The following is a 20,016-nucleotide window of genomic DNA, read 5'->3' as shown; positions in this document are numbered from 1 at the left end:
CCTGGTCACGGGCGTGTCGGCATCGTGCCGCGGAAGTCGAAGCCGGGGAACAGGGCGAGGGCCTTGGAGGAGGTAGGCACGGCGGACTTCGTCAGCTGCTGGTGTCGGTGGCCGGGCTGGTATGCAGGTCGCTGCGGTGGCCCTGGCCGATCGGCTTCCAGCACTGGAGGGTGGACGGCTTCCAGCGGGGGCGGTCGGGGACGCTGGTGTCGTCGGGGGCGGGAAGGGTGCCGCGGTTTCGGCGGTTGCGGGCGGCGCCGACGCTGATGCCCAGGTGTGCGGCGACCTCGGCGTAGCCCCAGAGCTGCTGGTCGTCGGCCATGCGTGTGTCCTTCCTCGGTGCTTCGGTGACGAGCGTACGCGTCGCCGCTCGGGTAGGCGTACGGCGAGGCCGCCCCGGTCCGGTCGGCGCGGGGCGGCCTTGTGCGGTGATTCTCAGGAGTCGGCGAGGTGGTTGGCGAGGTTGAGGGCGGCGGTGGCGACGGCGAGGGCGGAGCAAAGGCCGGTGACCTCGTGGAGGGTGGGACGCACCAGGCGGGGCCAGTCGTCGGGGGCGGCGGGCCAGGTGGCGAGGTGGACATCGGTGGTGGCGAGGCCGAGGTGGGCGGTGACGTCCCAGCCGGCCTCGGGGGCCTTCTCCCATCGCAGCAGGATGCGGCCGAAGGGGAGTCTTGGCACAGTGTTCGGGATCCAGAGGACCGGGATCGGCTGGCCGGGGTCGGTGGGGACGCGGCGGACGAGCGCTCCGCCCGCCCACGGCGGCACGGGGTGTAGCGCGAACCGGTCGAGCGGCTGCGGGAGGGCGAGACGACGGGTGGCGGGGATGCGGGTCTCCTCGGGGCGGTTGGTGGTTCAGGCCCAGGCGAGTTCGTCGCGGACGGCGGCGGGCAGGTAGCTGTCCTGGCCGTCCTCGGCGAGGTAGGCGATGCCGTCGTGGACGACGACGTCCGTGCCGATGTAGTGGGCGAAGGCCCAGTCCGGGTTCACGGCGAGGCGGACGCGCAGGTTCGGGTCGACGGTCTGGAGCTGGGCGATCAGGTGGGCGACGGTCAGGTACTGGGGCACAGCGGTCTCCGGGCGGTGGAGGGACGGGTGGTGGTCACGGGAGATTGAGGAGGAGCCTCTCGCACAGCACAGCCGCTCAGGCCCTCTCGGCGGACGGGATCGTCGGGTCGGGAAGGCGGCGTCGGGGACGGACGAGGACGGGTTCGTCGGCGGGCCACGGGTCGCAGCACTCCCAGGGGAAGTCCCGGGCGAGGACCACGGTGCCGTGCGGCCCCTCGACCTCGGGCAGGCCGCAGACGCCGCATCCGCAGGCCGGGTCGTACGGGCCGGGGTCGGCCGGGTAGGGCCCGCCGGCGAAGTAGTCGGTGCGGCGCAGGGGCCCGGGGGCGTCGGTGGTGAAGGCGGAGACGATCAGGTCGCCGGGGCAGACCTCGTCGGCGCGGACGATCCGAAGGGCGGAGCTGCCCAGGAGGAGGCGGGCGGCGCGGTGGGCGGTGGAGGAAGCGACGATGAGCGGGTGGAAGACGACGTGGTGGGTGGTCACGGCACTGCCCCTCGTGGTGGGCGGCTGCCCCGGCGCGGGCCGGGGCAGCCGGTGGTGGTTCAGTCAGCGAGGCGGCAGGAGCGCTGAGGAAGCGGCTCGTCCTCGGGGCCGAGGAGGACCAGGCCGTAGTCGGCCAGGCGGCCGAGGGACCTGGCGACGGTGCGGTCGCGCAGGCCGAGGGCGGTGCCGATCCGGCGTACCCGGGTGCCGCCGGGTGTCTTGGCGAGCTGGGCGAGGACGCGGGCATCGCAGCGCAGGTCGCTCTCGTTGACGTCGTCGAGGGTGAGCAGCAGGCCGCTCACGGCGAAGCCGAGGCTGAGGACGAACGCGGTGGAGACGGGCGGGACGAAGAAGGCGTTGGTCAGGCCGAGCGCGGAGATGACGGGGCCGGGGGCGCGGGTGAGGACGATGGTGATCGTCAGGGCTGCTTCCTTTGCCGGGTCGGTGGCGGTGCTGGCCGGTCAGGCGCGCTGGCGCGGAATGGGCAGGGCTTCGCCGCCGTGGGCCTCGATCAGGTCCCGCACCAGCGCGACGGGGACGTGCAGGTACACGGATTCGGTGGGGTCGTCCTCGTCCGCGCCGGGGTCGAGGTGCTCGCGCCAGCGCTCCCACGGTTCGGGGCGCAGGGTGGGGAAGCCGACCTCCACCGTCAGGGCGGGCAGCAGGAACACGTCGGCGGGGTCGGGGGCGAGCACCGAGAGGCGGAAGCCGTCCGCGCACGCGATGTGCGGGTCGGCCAGGGCGCGGCCGAGCGCGTCGCGCGCGGTGCCGTGGGCGACGCGGTGGTCGAGGCGAGGGGTGGGCAACAAGTCCTCCGGGAGCGGTAGTTGGCCGGTGTCAGCGGGCAGGGGTGGCGATGAGCGCGGCGAGGAAGCCTGCGACGGCCGCGGAGGGGGTGTGGACGCCGAACTCCTGGGTCCACGGGGCGGCGCCGGTGGGCTGGACCTGGATGCGCCAGACGATGTCGCGCTTCCAGGTGTCGGGGTCCTCGGGTAGCCAGGCGACGTAGACGCGCCCGTCCGGGCTTGTGCAGTGCACGTTGGCCTCAGGGATGTCGACCATCGGCCAGCCGAGGCCGGAGAGCAGGGTGAGGACTGGCTCCGCGCTGTGGTCGGATGCGAGCCAGGAGCGCTCTTCGGCGGACGGGCGGACGGGGGCGGGCAGAAGGCTGCCGGAGGTGTTCATGGGGGGCTGGTCCCTTCGTTGACCTGCGGTTTCGGCGACATGAGTACGTTGACATGCAGCGTCCCGAAGTTCGTAGTCGTTTACCGGGAACGTGCCTCTGCCGTGGTGTGACCGGAAGTGCTAGTTGGCCAGGGGCAATGGCGGTTGGCCTCACCCCAAGGCCGACTACGGTGAGTGACTGCGGGGCAGCGGCTCAACTGTTGCGTCCGCTCGGAAACTAGCCCGGGGCGACCACCAACGGCACTGGCGAGCGTGCTTCTGCTAGCCGGCCGTCAGGCACTCCGCCCGATTTGCATCAGCTGTCAATGCGGGTCTCGCTGGAGAATCGCACGTCACACCCCATTTCAAGCAACAAGTAGCGCACTGGGACGGCTAGTGAACGGCGATCAACACAGCCGGATCCACCACCGGGAGGGCCAACTCTGGTTATGATCACCTGCGAAGCCGGACTCCTATCAGTCAGCATCTGTCGCCCTTCTCGCACCTGCCGGAGTGTCCACTTGTCCATTACGCCAGAATGGCAGAGCTACGAGCAGAATGTTTCCTCTTTCTTGTCCGAGCTCGGATTCGAAACGCGCGTCAACGAAATCATTGATGGCGCGAGAGGCCAGCATGCCATCGACGTATCGGCCCGCATGGGGATTATTGGGGTGGATATTCTTTGGATCATTGAGTGCAAAGCGTGGAATCGACGGGTCCCCAAAGAGAGGATTCTCACCCTCCAGTCCATCGTAAATGACATCGGGGCCGACCGGGGGTTTGTCTTCTCCGAGAATGGATTCCAATCCGGGGCGATCCGTGCCGCCGAGAATACAAATCTGACCCTGACCAGTCTGGAAGACTTCAGGGTAGAATTTGAAGATGAGATCAAGGCGACAAAGGCGAGGGTTCTCGATGAGCGAATCGCATCCCTCATGCAGGCATTTTCGGCCATCTGGGATCTAGCGCAGGATGAGCGAGATGCGGCGTTCTCTCGGTACTCTGGACCTCCTGGGTTCGATTTCCTTAAAGGAAAGCCCAGCGCCGTAAGCGGTGTTGCATCACACCTGTCCCAGATGCGGGCATCGCTAGAGAGTGCAAGGTTTAATCGCTGGCCAGTCGCTTACTTCCCGCTAGATCTCGTTGACGGCGAGGTGTTTGATGTCACCGACTGGGAGGGTCTGCAATTCGTCGCAGAAAATACCATCGTCACGTGTCAGCGCATCTATGATCACATGATGACCCCAGGGGAAAGTCCAGTCGATTGGAAGACATTGCAGCCGCCGGACCTGACGAGCTTGCTCAGTGCCATCCGTGGCCAGTGAGGCGAATCAGCTGGCCCGGCTGGCTTCCTTAAGCTCCCCGGCAACCCCTTCTGGGCGCCCCTGCGGCAGGCTCTCGACGACTTCACCCGCGCCCTCGCCCACTAGGCCGACCCGGCACATGAGAGCCCCAGCCCAACGCTCCGTGGCCAATCTCAGCAGCACTGGCCAACTACGACTTCCCACCATGGCCAACTAGCTATTCCGATCCGGCCCCCGCCAGCCCACCTCGGCACCCCTTCGAACTATCGCTTCCAGTCACACGTGGGCGAACTTCGAGGGAATGGATCGGGGTGCCCGGGTGCTGAAGCAGGGTTACGGCGCTACGCCGTACGGGATCACGAGGGGATGAAGGCGATGGCGGCGGGCAGAGGCCGGGACATGGCGGCGCTGGAGTGCAAGATCCGCAGCGCGGGGCGGGCGTGGACGTTGGGCGACGTCGCGGCGATCGGCGAGGGCCAGTGGGCTGTCGCCACGACGAGCCGCGCCGAGCGGCGGCAGGACGAGGCGGTGCAGGCGCGGCTGGTGGACGGCCGGCGGGTGGAGCTGACGATGGAGGAGCTGGCCCGCGTGGTGGGCGCCAACGACCCGGGCGCCCACCGAGACCCGGAAGCGAACTGACCTGCGGCTAACGCCGGTTCGCCACCGGCTGGGCCACGGCGGCAGCCGAAGGCTGGGCGGGCTGATCGGCGGGAAGTCCGAGGGGCTGGGGTGCCCGAGAACTGCGGGCGGTGGCGGCCCGCACGCGCTCGGCGTCCGGGCCGGCCTCGGCGGTGAGCGCGAGTTCGCGGGCGTCGATGACCTGCCGGATCATCTGGACGGCCGTGTTGCTCTCCGCGTAGGCCGTGCGCAGGGCGCTCGCCGAGGCGGTGATCCGGTCGAGGTCGTAGAAGGCGGGGACGTGACCGGGTCGGGTCAGGGCGTGCAGCCGGTCCTGGTGCACGGCAATGGAGTTGGACACGACGACGAGGTGGGAGCGGTGGTGCATGGCCGCGCGCAGCATCGCGTCCTCGACGGGCAGGCGGGGCGCGGCCTGCTCCAGTTCGGCGATCGGCCGTTTCCAGGCTTGCTCGATCATGGCGTCCGCGTGGTCGAGGGCGGTGGCGTCGGACACGGTGTCCTCCGAGACGTTGGTGGGGTGGTCAGCGGGCGCGGCCGGTGAGGGCGACCCGAAGGGGCGCAAGCGGTGGGGTCGAGGTGGTGTAGGCGAGCGCGGCGGCCGGGGCGCGCGTCGCGGCGACGGAGCGGGAGGTGGCGGCCCGCACGCGTGCCACCTCCAGCGGACTTGGCGCCGTGGGTGTCGCGACGGCGCCCTCGGGCAGGTGCGCAAGGTCGGTGCGCCGCAGGTACCGGTGCACCGGGGACGGGTCGAAGGCGACGGCGGTGAGCGTCTCCAGCAGGGGTGCGGGCACGTGCGAGGAGGCGCTGGCGTACCAGCGGCGCGCGGGCGGTCCCGATTCGAAGAGCCACCGTTCGCTGGTGTCGTCCATCTCCTCGGCGTGCGGCAGGAAGCCGGGGCGCGTTGACCGCGTGACGAGCTGGTCGGGGCTCTGGACGACGAGGGGCTCCGCCCACCGCCCGGCCACCTGGCGCGGGGCGGGCAGGCCGGCGCCGATGTAGGCGCCGGGGCCCCGCGTGTAGGCGTCGGCGAGGGCGGTGGTGAAGTCCTGGACGATCTCGTAGGGCACCCGGTCGTCGAAGGTGACCAGCCACCGGGGCATCGCGGTCGCCTCCGGACCCGCGCTGATCTTCCAGAGCGTCGAGTCCGGGCCCTCGGGCAGGAACGCCAGGCGGGCCGTCAGGTCCGGCGCGGTGACGTAGGCGTTGCCCAGCTCGTCGTTGCTGACAGCCCACCCGGCCCGGATCAGCGGGGTGACGGCATCGGTGGCGTCGGCCTCCGACCCAGCGAGGTAGCGCGGCTGGACGCGGTACTCGCGGGGCTTCTCGGGGGTGTACGGCATGAGGGTTCCTTCACGGGATCAGCGCCGACGCGCTCCGCCGGGCGCAGGCACCGCAGCGGCAGGGGCGGCGGGGCCTGGCGGCGGGCAGGCGTACGGACGGCGGGCCGGTTGCGCGGTGGGTGCGCGGCGGGCGGTGACATGGGGTAGGTGGCGGGCCGGGATGGCGCCGAGGGGCCGCTCGACTGGCTCGACGGAGCTGAAGGCGAGGGTGGCGCGCAGGAGCGGGTAGAACGGCACGCCGATGGTGAAGTCCGCACGCCAGGAAGGGTGCTTCGGGTCGCCCGCGAGCATGGTCCACGACGGCGGGGCCAGGCCGGCGACCTCGGCGTCGGTCGGCTGGTGACCGACGCGGTGCCGGTAGCGGGCGGTGGCGTCCGGCGCGACCTGGTCATGGAAGCCCTTCGGCCCCGGGGCGGGCTGCCAGCCGCGGTCGGCGAGGACGGAGGCGGGCGTACCGGGCAGGTGGTGCGGTCCGCCGCGCAGGTAGTCGCGGTGCCCGCTGCGCAGGCCGTCGACGAGGACGGCGGTGAAGGCGGCGGTGATCTCGGCGGGCGTGCCGGGGCCGAATGCCGCACGCCACAGCGGCCTTGAGCCGGGCGCCGGGTAGCCGTGGACGGTCCAGGCCCACGAGTGGTCGGGCGGGCCGGAGCCGGTGATGGCGGCGGTGCGGCAGGGGCTGGTGAAGGAGATGCCGCCGTCCGGCGCGCGGGCGCGGCTCCAACCAGGGGCAGAGCCGAGCAGGCCGGAGACGAGGCGGTGGTCGCCGGGGCCGGCGAGACGCAGCGGACGAACGAGCAGAGGGGCGGCGGACGACAACGGGCCTCCTGAACGCGGCGGGGAGCGGGCCCGCACACCGCCAACGGCGGTGAGACGGCGTGCGGGCCCGGGACGCTGGGGTCGGGGAGCTGCTCTGAGCTGGGAGTCCACGGTGGTCACCGCCCACGCGAGGGGCGGGAGGCCGCGGTTGCGGCGGAGGGGACGCGTGGTTGCGGCGCCGGGGCGTGGCTGAACAGCGCGGAGGGGGCCGGGCTGCGGCGCAGCGCGGCAGCGGTGCGCACGGACGGCGCGGGGGAGGCCAGGGTGCGCGTGGCGACCGGCACCGTGGGGGCGACGGTGGTCGTGTGCCGCTGGTCCCACTGCTGGAGGGCGGAGTAGACGGGGCCGAGCGCCCGTCCGGCGTCGGTGAGGACGTAGGGGGCGCCGTGCACCCGGTTGCCGGCGCGGGCGACGAGGCCGTCCGCCTGCATGCGGCTCAGCCGGGCGGAGGCGGACTGCTCGGAGGTGCCGAGGTGTTCGGCGAGGCCGGGAAGGCGCAGGCTCCCGTGCTCGGAGAGCAGGCGGACGGTCTCGGTGGTGTCAGCCAGTTGCAGGCGGTGCAGGGCGTCCTCGATCCGGTCGTGCCGGCCCTGCGGGGTGTGGCCGACGTGGTCGGTGGACCACTGGGCGAGCGCGCGGTAGACCGGGCCGAGCGTGCGGGCCGCGGGCGAGAGCCGGTAGGGCGCCAGACGGTCGAACTCGCCGTAGCGGACGACCAGGCCGGTCTCGGACATCGCGGCCAGGCGCTTGCTGACGTACGACTGGGAGATCGACGGAAAATGCTGGGCGACGTCGGAAACGCGCATCTGCGGGCCCCACTTGGCGATCGTGTGGACGACATGGGTGGTCCACTTCGGGGCGAGACGGCGAAGGAGAGCCTCGGTGCGTTGCGCGTCGGAGATGCTCATGGAGGTCGACTGGGAGGACACGGCGGCGCGGGTCTGGGACATGGCGGTGGTTCCTGGTCAACGGGAGCGGGTCGACTGGGCGGAGACGGAGGGGGTGGCCGGCGCAGGCCCGGCGGCAGGTGGTGTGGTGGGGCCGGTGGCACTGCGGGAGAGCGCGGCGGACACGCGCTGGTCGGCGGCGCGCGAGGCGTCGAGGAGGGCCTTGCCGGCGGGCGTCAGCGAGAGCAGGTGGCCGGGCCGGTAGGGCGATGAGCTGGTGTCGGCAACGACGAGGTCCTCGGCCATCAGCTCCTCGACGGTGTGCGGCCAGACCGACGGGCTCTCGCCACTGCCATCGGACATGAACTTGTAGCCGTAGACGGCGCTTTCGCACAGCCGCAGATCACCGCGGTCGATCGCCGCCAGGGCCTCGGACTCCCGGACGCGGGGGTCGTATCCGGCCGCCGCGCCGGGCAGGTCGGGTCCTGCGGCCGGCACCGGGGTGACGTCGGCCGTCGCGTGCTTGGGAGCGAGTCGGCTCTCCGGTGAAGGCAGGCCCGCGTCGGTGCACCGACCGTAGGCGTTGACCGCGCTGCTGAGTTGCTCGTAGGCCGCTCCCCGGCGGGCGGTGAGCAGTTCGACCTGGAGGCCGGCGGACTGGATGATGCCGTTGACGCCGCGCATGGTGGCGTGGTCGCCGCGGGCGATCGGTTCCAGGCGCTCGATGACTGTCTGGGCGCGGGCGGTGAGTTCCTGGTGGAGCTGGTCGACCTCGCGGGCTGAGGAGGCGACCATGAAGGCAAGGCGACCGAGAGGGTCCGACCCGGGGTAGCCAGCGCTCAGCTCCCAGGCGTTGTGGGCGCCGAGGCACTCGTAGACGAGGTGGGCGCCGGGGTTCACCAGGGGGTCATGCGGGTTCACCGCGCCGTCTCCATCCGCGCGAGGAGGGAGCGGACCAGGGTGGGCAGGCTGTCGGGGCCCTCGCCGCCGAGGGGAACCACGCTGACCGACTCGTCCAAGAGACGCTGGGCGTCCTCGGTAAGGGCGCCGATGATCTCCGTGCACGCTGCGATGAACTCGGTGGAGGCGAGCAGGGAATGGCCCAGGATCTGCAGGTAGAGGCCGGGCGGGAGGGCGGCCTCGGCGGCGAGGGCCGCGATGGCCTGCCGGTCCTGAGGGGCGTAGTCCGACAGGTTGAAGTCCGCAGTCTCGCCGGGGGCGGTGACTGTGGCGTCGGCCGGCAGACCGGACTCGGCGGCCAGGAGGTCGACGGCGTGGGTGAGGTCGGCGAGCGACTCGCTCAGCCAGCCCAGGGCGGAGGCGTAGGACGCGACGGTGAACAGGGTGGCGGGGGTGGTCGGCAGCCTCGCGTCCAGCAGGTCCTCCATCCGCCCGGCGAGAGCGGTGATCACCTGCGGCCCGGCGGTGAGCGGCCCGAGGACGGGGTGGAGATGGGAGCGCGAGGGCGCGGTGGCGTGCCGGGCGGTGACGATTCCGGAGACGGCCTGGGCGGCCTCGGCGAGCCACACGGCGAGATCGGCGTGCGTGTGGGCGGGGGTGGTCATCAGCGGGCCTTTCGGGCGGCGACGCCGGTGGCGAAGCCAGGGGAGGCGGTGGTGTAGGCGGGGCCGGCGGCGGCCACCGGCGCGGGGCGTACGGACCGGGCGCGGGCGGCGCGGACGCGGGCTTCCTCGGCCGGGCTGGTGCCGGACGGCAGGTTGAGTCCGGTACGGCCCAGGCGGTTCTGCGCGGAGCGGTAGACCTGGTAGTCGAGCCGGGGTCCGGCAGCGACGAGGTGGACCTCGCGCCGGTGCTGGGACTCGGCGGGGGCGTCACGGAACTGCACGACCAGGCGGTGGCTGGCCCACTGGTTGCCGACGCCGAGATAGACCTTGTGGTAGCCCTCCAGCCGGCCCTCCAGGCGGGTGGCGACGCGTTCGCCACGGACGAGGTCCTGCAAGCTCAGCAGGGCCTGGTCGCGGACGGCGTCCGGGAGTTGACGCAGGTCCGCGATGGCGTCGGGGTGGGCGGAGAAGGCGAACTTGGCGCGGCTCACAGCGACCGCCCCCGATCGGGCCGAGCGATGACGGCAGCTGCGGGCGCGGCGGCCACGATGGCGGCCGTATCGGAAGCGGTCGGGACGGTGGTACTGCGGGCCAGGGCCGCGCGGGTCCGCTTCGTCTCCGGGGCGAGATCCTCCGGCACCAAGGGCAGCGGCCCGAGATCGGTGCGGGTCCACCGCCATGCCGTGTCCACATCGGGGAAGGCGCCCTCGCGCACCGTGTAGGTGCCCTGGGTAGGCTGGACCTCTTCGACGAAGAGACGGACGGGCAGCTCAGCCGCCGAGCGGTCGAGGGCCATCGTCCACGCCTCGCTGGCGTCGCTGTCCCCAGCCAGCTGGTCGACGATCTCGTACCGGTTGCCGGAGCGGCAGACGCGGTCTTCGACGCGGATGGTCAGCTCGTCGGCGGGGCGCATCCAGGCCAGGTGCAGGGCATCGGACGGGCAGCCCCGTTCGATCAGCCACTTCCGTGCGAACGAGAGGTTGGAGTGTTCCGCCTTCTGCAGGCTGAACGAGCTCTGCCGGCGGTTGCGGACCACGTCGAAGGTGGCCAGGTCCGGCTCCCCGTACAGGGCGGCCCATGTCGCTGTGCGGTCGAAGGCCAGGATGAAGGACCGCTCGCCGGCGTCGTGCTGGGCGAGGACGTTGAAGTCCCCGTCCTTCGTCTTGTCCCTCAGACGGCGGGAGTCCTTGTCCGCCGGGGCGAGCCCGTCGACCTGGAGGTCGATCTTGGGGGTCATGCGGCGAGTCCCAGCTGGTCGGGAGTGGTCAGAAGTCGGTGGGCCAGCCGGGTTGGGCTAGTGGTGCAGGCGGCGAACGGGCCGTCCGGGGCGCGGAGCTGGAGCAGGGTGTGGTCCAGGTGGTCGCGGTGCCACGTCGAGGGACCGCTCTGCCCGGACTCGGCGGCGGTCAGCTGCTGCCACGCGAGCCACAGCGCGTGCAGGCGGGCGACGGCCTCCGGGTGCTCGTGCCACTTCGCGCACCAGGGCCGGGTCGAGCCGATCTCCCGCCCGTAGACGGGCAGCAGGATGTGGGTGACCCAGAACGAGAGCTCGGCGAGCTCGGCGGCGTACTGGGCGCCGCCCATCGCGAGGATGAACAGCGATGGGGCGGCGACGGGTTCGGCCCCGCCCGCCGGGTCCGGCTGTGCGGGGCCGGATCCGGTCTCGTCGTCGGCTTCGGAGCCGAGGCGGTCGAGGATGACGCCGTGCTGGCGGACCTCGGCCATGGTGCGGTTCAGAGCGCTGACGAGGTCGTCGAGGTCCTCGTCGGGGATACGGATCGGCTCAGGCTCGGGGGCGCCCGGCATCGGGTCGGACTCGGACATGGCACATCCAGGGGGTTCGTACGGACGGGGAGGGCGGGCGTGGCGGGTCTTCTTCTGGTCACAGTTGGGCTCCGATGAAGCGGTCGTTGGGGGAGATGGTCCGCAGGATCGACGGTTTGGTCCGGCCGTCGATTCGCGCTAGGCGCAGGCCAGTTGGGTGCCGTGGTCCTGGATGAGGCGCAGGCCGACGGCGACGGCGTCGGCGAGGGTTGCGGTGAGCGGGTGGCCGGAGGCGGCGAGCTTGGCGGGGTGGTGCAGCCCGCCGGTGTGCAGTACCGCGTACGCGCCGTTGGCATGCGCGGCGTCCGCGTCGTCGACGGCATCGCCGACCAGCAGCACCCGGTGCGCCTGCTCGGCGAGGCCGAGGGCTTCGAGGTGAGCGGCGAGCGGGGCGGCCTTGGTGCCGCCGGAGGGCCCGGTGCGGCCCTCGAACCGGGTGAAGAAGTGTCCGATGCCGGCCTGCTCGACCTCGCGCACGAGGGTGTCGTGCGGGCACAGCGACAGCAGCGACTGGGTGTGGCCGGCCTCGCGCAGGGCGGTCATCAGCTCGACGGCGCCCTCGCGCACGCGCACCGGCTGGGCACGCAGGTGGTCCAGGAAGGCGTTGTCGCTGGAGACCCACTCCTGCTCGGTGATGGTGCGGCCGAGCAGGCGGGCGTAGAAGTTCGGGATCGGCACGGTGTGCTTGGCCCGGTACGTTTCGCGGTCGACCGGCTGGCCGCCGAGGGCGGGAAGGGTCGCGTTCAGCGCGTCGACGTGGTCGTCGAGGTCGTCCTTGACCGTCCCGTTCCAGTCCCACACCACGTGCATGCGGGTGGAGGCGGTTGCGGCGGTGAGGAAGGGGGTGTTCACGGCGGTTGTCCTTCGGGGTGAGCGTGGGTGGTTCACGCGGAGAGGCGGTCGTTGAAGCGGTGCAGCAGCCACAGCGCGAAGGCGGCCCCGGCGAGCGGGACGGCGGCGACGAGCAGCGGCCCGGCGGTGGCGGCGAGGGAGGCGAGGGCGGTGCCCGCGGCCTGGCCTACGCCGATGCAGGCGATCAGCCAGGCGAATGCCTCCGTGCTCTCGCCGTACGGGGCGAGGCGGTCGACGGTGAGGAACGAGGCGGTCAGCAGCGGCGCGAGGAAGGTTCCGGGCAGCACCGCACCCAGGACGGCGACGGCGGGCACCGGGTCGGGCAGCAGCGGCAGCCATCCGGCCGCGAAGCCGACCGAGGCAGCGACCAGGTGCCGGGAGGGGGCTCCGGGCCAGGCGTGGCGGCCGTAGGCGAGGCCGCCGAGCATGCTGCCGATGGACAGTGCGGCCGGCATCACCCCGGCCAACCACCCGGCGTGGTGGCGCTCGGCGGCGGACAGCGCCAGGACGTTGACCGCGCCGAGCGCGACACCGGTGCCGATCAGCGCGGCGAACAGCACCCGAAGGCCCGGAACCCGCAGCGGACCCGTCCAGTGCACCTCCCCGGTGAACTCCGTAGGCCGCCAGGTACGGGAGGGGCGGGCGGTGACGACCAGGCCGGTGCCCAGCAGGCCGAGCGCCGCGGTCGCCACCATCGCGCTCACCGCTCCGGAACCGGCCGCGAAGCCGGTGGCCAGCAGGGGACCTGCGACGAACACCAGGCCCTGGGTGCTGCTGTCCAGCGAGAGCGCGGTGCGCCGGCGTCCGGCGTCGGGCAGCAGGTGCGGCCACAGGGCGCGAAGGCCGGCCTCCAGCGGCGGCGTCGAAAGCCCCGCCACCAGCACGGTGAGCGCGGCGATCACCGGGTGGCGCACCGGGCCGGTGCACGGCAGCGCCAGGAACGCCGCAGTGGCGACGAGCGTGGCGGGGAGGAGGACCTGGGCCTGGCCGTGGCGGTCGACCAGGCGCCCGAGCAGCGGCTGACCCACGGCGGAGGTAAGGCCGTACAGGGCGCCGAGCAGCCCGGCCAGGGCGAGCGGGCCGTGCTCGGCGCGCACCAGCAGCAGGATCGCGATCGGCGCCATACCGGTGGGAAGGCGGCCGATCAGGGTGCCGCCCAGCAGACGGGCGACGTGCGGCGAACCCAGGACAGCGCGGTAGCTGCTGCCCTGGGCCGGGCCGCGGTCGGTGGTGGTGCTCAAGGAGAAACGTCCTTCGGTCATACGGGTCGGCGGCGCGCGGGCGCGCCGGACCGGGGCATGCGCAGGCATGACAGCCCCCTCGATTCGGTGCGGCTGCGGGGAGAAGAGTCCGCGGAACCGCGGATTTGGTACGGCCGAAGAAAAGAGGTAGAAGCCCCTCACCCGGTACGGCAGCGCGCACAACTCGGGAAGGGAGGGGCAAGCAACTCCAATGCCCTTGCCGCTTGTTGGGGTACGACGCCGTTGCCGAGGGCGGTGAGCTGGGCGGGTCGGCCGAGGCCGGGGGTGGCGGTCACCCAGCCCGTTGGAAGCCCTTGCATCCACTTGACGAACTCCGCGCGCAGCTTGCCGCCTGCGTCGGTGGCCGCCGGAGCCGGGCGGGTGAGCATCTCCCATCGGGCGACGGCTGCGGCGTAGGGGCCCCACCGTCCGGGATCGGGCCGTCCTGCGGCGCCTGCGGCCACAGCGGAAGCTCCACCGCCGCCGAGGCCCGGCGGCGGGAGGAGCGAGAGGCCGGGTTCCGGGGCGAGGAGGGCCGCAGCGAGGCCGCTGCCGAGGGCAGGGTCAGGTCCCCGCCGCCGTGCCGCTGGTTCGGCGAGCCCTTGATCCCGTCCGACGCCTTCGGAGTGGGCAGCAGCCACTCCACCTCGTCCGCCAGGTTCGGGCCGTGGCCCCCGCGCTTCCTCTTCTCCGGATGCTGGCTGCCGCCGTTGGTCGCGATGTTGCTCGTCGGGGTCTTGAGCAGCGCCGTGCTCGGCGGGCCAGGCGGTGAGGAAGACCCTGGAGCGATGGTGGGGCGCCCCGACGTCGGCGGCGCGAAGCACGAGCCACTTCGCGTCGTACCGGAGCTCGGCCAGGGTGCCGAGTACGGCGCCAAGTGCCCGCAGATCAGGCTGGGTTGGTTCGTCTCCCAGACACCACGGGCAGCGTTCCACGTCGCCAGTGGAGGCGGCGACGGCGGGGGAGGTGAGCAGTCCTCGTACATTCTCGACCACCAGGAGGTGTGGGCGCAGGGCCTCGACGGCGCGGGCCACGTGCAGCCAGAGGCCGGATCGGGTTTCGGGGTTGAGTCCGGCGCGGCGGCCGGCGACCGAGACGTCTTTGACAGGGAAAACCTGCCGTGAGGACGCACACCCGCGGAACGTTGGCCCAGTTGACCGTCGTGATGTCGCCCAGGTTCGGCACACCGGGCCAGTGGCGGGACAGGATCGCGGACGGGCCGGGCTCGGTCTCGGCGTGCCACGCGACGGAGCCACCGAACGCGGCCAGCACCCCCAGGTCGAGACCGCCGTACCCGCTGCACAGACTCCCGACCAGCGGGCCGGGACCGGCGGACAGGGGTGTCTGGGTCATCGCAGACGCCGGTCGGCGTGAACGGCGGCTGCAGCGGGGGCTGGTGCCGGGCCGCCCGGGTCCGCCGGAGCAGGCGCGGAGGCGTTGGCCGATCGGCTCAGCGCGGCTTGCCGGCGAAGGTCCTCGGCCGGTGGCGAGAGGTGCAGGGCGGCCTGGTTCAGGGTCCGACTGCCGTGGCGTAGTTCGTCGCGGGCTGTCTCGACGGCGTACTCGATTGCCCGGACCGCGTCCTTGCGGCCCTCCCGGGCCCAGGGGAGGTGGCGGATCTCGGCGGTCTCGCCGAGGAAACCGAGCTGCTGGGCGACCGTCCCGAGAGCGGCGGAGGCTTCGCCGAGACTTCCGATGGCTTCGGCGTAGGCCATGGCGGCGCGGATCGCGTGGCCGGGCGCCGGCTGCTCGGCGGCGCGGGCGGAGAACTCGCCGCCCAGTTCCCGGATGAGGGTGCCGAGTTCGGCTATCTGCTGGCCGACCTGTACGGCGTCGGGAATCTGGGCCGGTCCGGTGGCGGGGAGCAAGGCTTCCTGCTGCAGCAGGGCATTCGCCCGGGTGCGTAGGGCGAGCGATTCGTCGAAGGGAGTGTTCACGGGTGGTTCCTGGAGGAGGGGTCGGTGGCGGTGGGGGCGGACGGGGCCTGCCCGAGCGGAGACAGCCCCTATGTCAGCGGCCCCGTGGTGGAGGTGGCGGGGGGGGGTCGGTTCAGCGCGAGCGGGCTGGGGTTCGCCGGGGCGCTGTGGCGACGGTCGGGGCGGCCCTTGGGGCGGACGGTGGCTGGGGGCTTCGGGACAGCGCCGCGCGTACCCGGGCCTCAGGGGCCGGGCGCCCCGCCGGGTCGGCCTTCTCTGCTGCGGGGGGAGAGAGGTGGTTGGCCGTGCGCCAGCGGGCGCGTACCTCGTCGAGCGGGCCGAGGGCGTGCAGGGCCTGGCCGATGAGACGGCCGGGCGCCATCGTCGAGCCCTCGGCGAGCACCTTGATCGCGGCAGCGGCTCCGGCAGCGGTGCGGACGACAGAGGAGCGGACGACCTGGTCGCCCAGCCACTCGGCCGAACCCGCCCCCGGCCCGCCGAAGAGCGCGTCGAGGTGTTCGCGCGAGATCGTGCCGTCGGCCAGCAGGCCGCGCCGCTGGACCTCCCACACGGCGGTCACCTCGTCGATCGGCTCGCCCCGGTGGTGGAGAGCTCCGAGGCAGCGGTAGACCCGGCCGTGGCCGGCGTCGGCGAAGTCGCCGGGTCGCAGCCATTCGTACACCTCGGCCATCGCCGCAGGCTGGCTGACGAGGACGGCCAGGAGGAACCGCTCGTCCTCGGCCTCCTCGGGCCCGACCGGTGAGGGAGGAACGGCCGGGCCCGTTGCGGGCGGTGGGACGGGCCGGGGCTCGGCGCCCCAGCGCCGGGCGAGGTCGCCGAGTACACCGGTGAGGATGTCGGCGTGGTGCAGGACGCCCTCGACCTGGTGCTGCTCGGCGTCGATCCGGGCGACGTGCTCCAGGCGGACGGCGTGCTCCAGCACCGTGCGGTGGATGGACCCTTCGAGGACCATCCGGCCGTACACCGGGGCGTTCTGCGGGCGCGGGCACGCGGCGATCAGCGTGTGCGCGTACGAGGCGCTCAGCCCGCGCACCTCGCGGCCGGCCTCGGCGAGGGTGTCGGTCACCCATGACAGCGGCACCGTGCCGTCAGCTTCCCGGACGGGCCGCCGCTCGGTGGCCAGGGTCCGCATCGCGGCGAACAGGGCGCGGTGGGCCGGGCGGTAGAAGTCGGCAGGCGTCAGCCAGGCCAGCGTGTCGAGCTGGGCCGGGTCGAGCAGGACCGCGCCGAGAAGGGCTTGCTCGCCCTTGAACAGCGCGTCCATCACCGCTCCCCCTTACGCTGCTTGCGGACGGCAGCCTGGTCCTCCCGCAGCCGGGCGACCTCGCGGTCGGCAGCGGCCATCGCGGCGGCGAAGCGGTCCAGCTCGCCGCTGAAGACTGGATCGGTGGCCAGGATCGAACCGGTACCGGTGATCAGCCACCACTGGCCGCCGCGCCGGACGACCGGCGCTCCACCCAGCGGAGCCGAACGGTGCTGGGCCGCAGGCGAGTTGGTGTCGGACATGAAGACCTCCCAGGAATCGATCGGTGGTTCAGCGGCTGCGGCGGGCGGCTGCCGGGCCAGCCACCGCGACAGCCTCGGCCGGGACTGGCGGCTGCGCGCTCTGACCCGGGACGCGGGACGGTGAGGCGGCGGTGGCTGCCCGGACCCGGGCCTGGTCTGCGACGGGGCGATCGTCGGCGCGAACGGCCTCAGCGGTCGCGGTGAAGCGGCGCCGGGAGCACTCAGCGTCGGACGGTGGCGCCCACCGTGCGGCGTTGGCGGTGAGCGCCGGGGCGAGGGAGGCGACCTCGTCGGCGGGGGCCGAACCGCGGGCGAGCAGCCGGGACTGCGCGGACCACAGGTCCAGGAACCAGTTCCCGTCATCCAGCAAGACCGCCTGCACGTGGGCAGCCCCTTGGCCTTCCTGGTAGACCCAGGTGTCCTTGCGCGGTCGGCGCCAGCCGGGCCCGGCGAACGGCGGATCGGGCACGGCGGCTGGGGTGCCCGGCCCCAAGCGGCCGGTGAAGGTGGTGTTCCGGCGAGTCACGCCGCCAGCCCGAAGGAGTCACGGCCGACGCTGACCGGCTGGCCGGCGCGGCAGGCCCACGGCGAGCAGCCGTCCGCGTCGCCGGCCTCCAGCTCGGCGTCCGCAAGGGCGTCGAAGACGTCGGTCTGCCGCCCCGCCCACTCGTGAGCAGTGACCCGGTCGATCGGCGCCTGGTCCAGCGGGCGACGGCTGCGGTGCAGGTACGCCTGCCCCAGCAGCGGGGTGCCCTCCGCGGTCGCCCGCGCGTTGCCGCTGCGGATGGCGCGGTCGAACGCGACGACGTCCTCCCACTCCGCGGGCGAGTTGTCGCGCAGGGCCCTCCACTGCGCGTTTCCGTGGAACGGACACCCCAAGCAGCCGCTCTTCGGCGTGGATTCGAAGCCGCGCGAGCGCAGCAGCCGCAGGCAGTCCGCGCGGGAGAACCCCTCCTCGATCAGAGGGAAACGATTCTTCATGTAGGCGACGTCAGCATCCTTGGCCCGATGGAACTCGTCGGTGGAGATACCGATCCACTGCTCGACGAATACTCCGGCCGGCACCCGCTGCGGGTGCGGGTACCCGAGCAGGGCACGGACTTTCTCCTTGATGGGCCGGATCTTGTACTGACCCGTGCACTGGCGTCGCGAAAGTCCCTCGGTGCCTTGGGGGTTGAGGATATGCAGCGGCATCGACCCGAAGCGCTTCGTCGGGTCGAGCGCGTCGTCCCGGATGTTGCCGGAGGAGACCCGCAGGATCGGGATGCCGGCGGGCTCGGCGATCTCCCGCTCGATGCGGTCGAGGTGCTCGTAGACGGCGCGCGGCTCCCAACCGGTGTCGGCGAAGATCGCGGCATCGAGGCGCGGCAGGTGGCCTTCGGCGGCCAGGAGCAGCAGCGCGCTGCTCTGGACCCCTGCGCCGAGGGAGAGAACTCGCAGGGCGGGAAAGGTCGTTGTGGTCACAGCGGGTGTCCTTGGCGTGGGCGGGTGGACGTGGCACACCCGGTCGGAGCGGAGGAGGGAAGTGGCCGTGGCGGCGCCGGCCGGAGAAGGGCGGACTCCTGGTCGGCGCCGCCGGATGGGGCAGGTCAGGCAGAGAGGGTGAAGTCGTCGCGGCCGGCGGTGCTCTTGGCGAGGGCGCGCTCGGTGATGGCCTTGGTGGCGCGGGCGGAGGCCGGGCCGATCTCCTTGGCGGAGCGCTCCTTGTACCAGGGCTTGATGTTGAGCATCGCCACGCGCATGCCGGTCGCGAAGAGCAGGATCTTGCCCTTGGGCAGGGCGCGGATCTCGTCGGGCGGCAGGATGCGCTCGGTGCGCATCGACACCGACGTCGACTTGCCGCTGCCGGAGTCGGATACGGAGACGGTCTGCACGTCGTGCTCGCCGATCTGCCGAGACAGCTTGTCCGCGAAGTCGGCGTCGTCGATTCCCGAGCCGATGACCTTGACGGTGGCTGCGGACCAGAGGGCGTCCATTCCGGCTTCTCCCCAGCAGCGCTGGCCCTGCCGGTAGCTCTGCAGGATGGTGATCGGGATGACGCCGCGGCTGCCCAAGTGGCTGTACAGGTCCGGCAGGTCGCTGATGCGGCAGACGTTCGCGGCCTCGTCGAGGACGCACAGGGCGGGCGGGTCGAGCCGGCCGCCGGATCGTTCGGCGACGATGACGGCCGCGCGCATCACCGCGTCGGCCGCAGCGGCGATGATCGCCGAGGCGCTGCCGCCGCCGTCCTTGCTGAGCAGGAACAGCGTGTCGCGGGAGGAGGCGAAGTCGAACGGCTTGAACTCCGCAAGGTCGGGCGTGGGGGTGACCCAGGCGGCGATCTCCGGGTCGAGCAGGCAGCTCGCGTACTGGCGCGCCGTCTCGTAGATGCCATCCCTGGTCTCGGTGGCGCCGGTGACGGTGCCCTGGAGCTGGGCGGCGACCGCGTGGTGGCCGGCGTCGGTGAGCAGGTCGACGGGGGTGCGGTCGGAGGGGGAGGCGAGCCAGGCCAGCACGTCGGTGATCGGGCGGCGGTGGCTCGCCGCAGCCAGGATGAGCGACCCGAGCGTGTTGCTGGCTGCGGTCGACCAGAAGTCGGAGCCGCTGGACTCGTCCACGCTGGCGGTGACGAAGTGCCCGGCGAGGCGCTTGGCACCGGCGAGGTCGCGGGCGTCGGCGAGGATGTCCCACCACATCTCGCGTGGGTGGTGCGCGATCTGCTGGGGGTCGAGCGTCCATACCGTGCCGACCTTCGCACGGGCGTCGATACACGCCGTAAAAGCGTCGTTGGCGGCCTTGTTCGACGTCAACAGGACGGGACCGGGGGCGGCCAGAATCGCGGGGATAGCGATGCCGCTCGTCTTGCCGGAGCGGGGCGCCATGATCGCGACCATCACGTCCTCCCACGAGGCCCGGACCTCGGCCTTGCCCGGGGAGAGCGTGCCGATAGGGATACCGCGGTCGGCCGGGGCGATGTCCTTGACGTCCCTCAGACTCGGTCGCAGGCTGCGGGCCTTGGCAGTGATCTCCCTGTCCAGCAGCGGCGCGATGTCCGCAGACCGGGCCATGCCACTCCTCGTCCCGGAGCGGTGGCGCAGCCACAGGATGAGCGCGGTGACGGCAAGGGCGAGGGTGAGCGCGCCGGGGACGATGCGGGCGCCGGCCAGGACGGCGACCGGGCCCAGGTCCGGCCACAACCGGTCGGGGTGGAGAAGGGCCTCGGTAGCGTGGAACGGCGCCCACGGGCCGGACCCGACAAGGGCGTTGGTGAGATTGCCGGTCAGCCAGGCGAGCGAGCCGAAGGCGAGGGCTGCGCCGACGACGGCGAACAGGGAGTAGAGGAGCGCGTCCGTACCGGTGGTGGTCGACGGCGCGCCGGTGCGCGGGGCAGGCAAGAGGGAGTCCAGGAGTGT

Annotated in this window: 27 protein-coding genes and 1 pseudogene; 2 read left to right on the top strand and 26 right to left on the bottom strand. The window is 72.5% G+C overall.

Annotated elements, in window-relative coordinates:
* Positions 1–91: 91 nt before the first annotated feature.
* The 7 genes from ACIQI7_RS22290 to ACIQI7_RS22260 form a co-directional block, all read right to left on the bottom strand.
* Positions 92–322 (bottom strand): MarR family transcriptional regulator, encoded by a 231-nt coding sequence (locus tag ACIQI7_RS22290; protein WP_401112667.1) that lies wholly within the window; start codon positions 320–322, stop codon positions 92–94.
* A gap of 113 nt (positions 323–435) precedes the next feature.
* Positions 436–678: an esterase gene (locus tag ACIQI7_RS22285; protein WP_401112665.1), complete on the bottom strand. Its 243-nt coding sequence runs from the start codon at positions 676–678 to the stop codon at positions 436–438.
* A 174-nt stretch (positions 679–852) separates the two neighbouring features.
* The gene (locus ACIQI7_RS22280; RefSeq protein ID WP_280683814.1) at positions 853–1,065 is read right to left on the bottom strand and encodes a hypothetical protein; all 213 of its coding nucleotides are present in this window, start codon (positions 1,063–1,065) and stop codon (positions 853–855) included.
* Between the two features lie 76 nt (positions 1,066–1,141).
* A complete protein-coding gene (locus ACIQI7_RS22275) occupies positions 1,142–1,549 on the bottom strand; it encodes a hypothetical protein (protein ID WP_401112664.1) in 408 nt (135 codons plus the stop codon).
* A gap of 59 nt (positions 1,550–1,608) precedes the next feature.
* A complete protein-coding gene (locus ACIQI7_RS22270) occupies positions 1,609–1,851 on the bottom strand; it encodes a hypothetical protein (RefSeq protein ID WP_401112663.1) in 243 nt (80 codons plus the stop codon).
* Positions 1,852–2,010: 159 nt separating this feature from the next.
* Positions 2,011–2,355 carry a hypothetical protein gene (locus tag ACIQI7_RS22265; RefSeq protein WP_401112661.1) on the bottom strand — a complete coding sequence of 115 codons (345 nt, stop codon included), beginning with the start codon at positions 2,353–2,355 and terminating at the stop codon, positions 2,011–2,013.
* Positions 2,356–2,386: 31 nt separating this feature from the next.
* Positions 2,387–2,734: a DUF317 domain-containing protein gene (locus ACIQI7_RS22260; RefSeq protein ID WP_401112659.1), complete on the bottom strand. Its 348-nt coding sequence runs from the start codon at positions 2,732–2,734 to the stop codon at positions 2,387–2,389.
* A gap of 500 nt (positions 2,735–3,234) precedes the next feature.
* On the opposite strand from ACIQI7_RS22260, the gene ACIQI7_RS22255 reads away from it, so the two are divergent.
* Positions 3,235–4,038, top strand: a complete 804-nt coding sequence (locus tag ACIQI7_RS22255) for a restriction endonuclease (RefSeq protein ID WP_401112658.1) — start codon at positions 3,235–3,237, stop codon at positions 4,036–4,038.
* Positions 4,039–4,392: 354 nt separating this feature from the next.
* Positions 4,393–4,656: a hypothetical protein gene (locus ACIQI7_RS22250; protein ID WP_401112656.1), complete on the top strand. Its 264-nt coding sequence runs from the start codon at positions 4,393–4,395 to the stop codon at positions 4,654–4,656.
* A gap of 7 nt (positions 4,657–4,663) precedes the next feature.
* On the opposite strand, the gene ACIQI7_RS22245 is transcribed toward ACIQI7_RS22250, so the two are convergent.
* From ACIQI7_RS22245 to ACIQI7_RS22155, 19 genes and pseudogenes are all read right to left on the bottom strand, one after another.
* On the bottom strand, positions 4,664–5,149 hold the full coding sequence (locus tag ACIQI7_RS22245; RefSeq protein ID WP_401112654.1) for a hypothetical protein: 486 nt from the start codon (positions 5,147–5,149) through the stop codon (positions 4,664–4,666).
* A 28-nt stretch (positions 5,150–5,177) separates the two neighbouring features.
* Complete coding sequence (locus ACIQI7_RS22240) at positions 5,178–5,996, bottom strand: DUF317 domain-containing protein (protein WP_401112652.1); 819 nt, start codon at positions 5,994–5,996, stop codon at positions 5,178–5,180.
* Between the two features lie 18 nt (positions 5,997–6,014).
* Entirely contained in the window at positions 6,015–6,812 is a 798-nt protein-coding gene (locus ACIQI7_RS22235; RefSeq protein WP_401112650.1) for a DUF317 domain-containing protein, read from the bottom strand.
* 116 nt (positions 6,813–6,928) lie between these two features.
* On the bottom strand, positions 6,929–7,762 hold the full coding sequence (locus ACIQI7_RS22230; RefSeq protein WP_401112648.1) for a winged helix-turn-helix transcriptional regulator: 834 nt from the start codon (positions 7,760–7,762) through the stop codon (positions 6,929–6,931).
* A gap of 15 nt (positions 7,763–7,777) precedes the next feature.
* A complete protein-coding gene (locus ACIQI7_RS22225; RefSeq protein WP_401112646.1) occupies positions 7,778–8,620 on the bottom strand; it encodes a hypothetical protein in 843 nt (280 codons plus the stop codon).
* On the bottom strand, positions 8,617–9,264 hold the full coding sequence (locus tag ACIQI7_RS22220; RefSeq protein ID WP_401112644.1) for a hypothetical protein: 648 nt from the start codon (positions 9,262–9,264) through the stop codon (positions 8,617–8,619). The genes ACIQI7_RS22225 and ACIQI7_RS22220 overlap by 4 nt, the downstream gene beginning before the upstream one ends.
* Positions 9,264–9,755: a hypothetical protein gene (locus ACIQI7_RS22215; protein WP_401112642.1), complete on the bottom strand. Its 492-nt coding sequence runs from the start codon at positions 9,753–9,755 to the stop codon at positions 9,264–9,266. Before ACIQI7_RS22215 ends, ACIQI7_RS22220 begins: the two co-directional genes overlap by 1 nt.
* Positions 9,752–10,501, bottom strand: coding sequence for a glycosyl hydrolase (locus ACIQI7_RS22210; RefSeq protein WP_401112640.1), 750 nt, complete (start codon positions 10,499–10,501; stop codon positions 9,752–9,754). Before ACIQI7_RS22210 ends, ACIQI7_RS22215 begins: the two co-directional genes overlap by 4 nt.
* Positions 10,498–11,088: a DUF4913 domain-containing protein gene (locus tag ACIQI7_RS22205; RefSeq protein ID WP_401112638.1), complete on the bottom strand. Its 591-nt coding sequence runs from the start codon at positions 11,086–11,088 to the stop codon at positions 10,498–10,500. The genes ACIQI7_RS22210 and ACIQI7_RS22205 overlap by 4 nt, the downstream gene beginning before the upstream one ends.
* 138 nt (positions 11,089–11,226) lie before the next feature.
* Positions 11,227–11,940 (bottom strand): HAD family hydrolase, encoded by a 714-nt coding sequence (locus tag ACIQI7_RS22200; protein WP_401112636.1) that lies wholly within the window; start codon positions 11,938–11,940, stop codon positions 11,227–11,229.
* A 32-nt stretch (positions 11,941–11,972) separates the two neighbouring features.
* A complete protein-coding gene (locus tag ACIQI7_RS22195) occupies positions 11,973–13,181 on the bottom strand; it encodes an MFS transporter (protein ID WP_401112634.1) in 1,209 nt (402 codons plus the stop codon).
* 158 nt (positions 13,182–13,339) lie between these two features.
* The gene (locus ACIQI7_RS22190; RefSeq protein WP_401112632.1) at positions 13,340–14,368 is read right to left on the bottom strand and encodes a DNA cytosine methyltransferase; all 1,029 of its coding nucleotides are present in this window, start codon (positions 14,366–14,368) and stop codon (positions 13,340–13,342) included.
* Positions 14,355–14,534: pseudogene (locus ACIQI7_RS22185) on the bottom strand (DNA methyltransferase); the annotation flags it as partial. The gene ACIQI7_RS22190 and the pseudogene ACIQI7_RS22185, both read right to left, overlap by 14 nt.
* Positions 14,531–15,118, bottom strand: a complete 588-nt coding sequence (locus tag ACIQI7_RS22180; protein ID WP_401112630.1) for a hypothetical protein — start codon at positions 15,116–15,118, stop codon at positions 14,531–14,533. The pseudogene ACIQI7_RS22185 and the gene ACIQI7_RS22180, both read right to left, overlap by 4 nt.
* A gap of 112 nt (positions 15,119–15,230) precedes the next feature.
* Positions 15,231–16,382, bottom strand: a complete 1,152-nt coding sequence (locus tag ACIQI7_RS22175; RefSeq protein ID WP_401112628.1) for a DnaB-like helicase N-terminal domain-containing protein — start codon at positions 16,380–16,382, stop codon at positions 15,231–15,233.
* Entirely contained in the window at positions 16,382–16,624 is a 243-nt protein-coding gene (locus tag ACIQI7_RS22170) for a hypothetical protein (RefSeq protein WP_401112626.1), read from the bottom strand. The genes ACIQI7_RS22175 and ACIQI7_RS22170 overlap by 1 nt, the downstream gene beginning before the upstream one ends.
* A gap of 28 nt (positions 16,625–16,652) precedes the next feature.
* Positions 16,653–17,093 (bottom strand): hypothetical protein, encoded by a 441-nt coding sequence (locus ACIQI7_RS22165; RefSeq protein ID WP_401112624.1) that lies wholly within the window; start codon positions 17,091–17,093, stop codon positions 16,653–16,655.
* 53 nt (positions 17,094–17,146) lie between these two features.
* Complete coding sequence (locus ACIQI7_RS22160) at positions 17,147–18,022, bottom strand: hypothetical protein (RefSeq protein WP_401112908.1); 876 nt, start codon at positions 18,020–18,022, stop codon at positions 17,147–17,149.
* 191 nt (positions 18,023–18,213) lie between these two features.
* Positions 18,214–19,998 (bottom strand): type IV secretory system conjugative DNA transfer family protein, encoded by a 1,785-nt coding sequence (locus ACIQI7_RS22155; protein ID WP_401112623.1) that lies wholly within the window; start codon positions 19,996–19,998, stop codon positions 18,214–18,216.
* Between the last annotated feature and the right edge of the window lie 18 nt (positions 19,999–20,016).

The organism is Kitasatospora sp. NPDC092039, assembly GCF_044756065.1.
GTDB lineage: Bacteria > Actinomycetota > Actinomycetes > Streptomycetales > Streptomycetaceae > Kitasatospora.
This window is presented reverse-complemented; position numbering and strand designations above follow the sequence as displayed.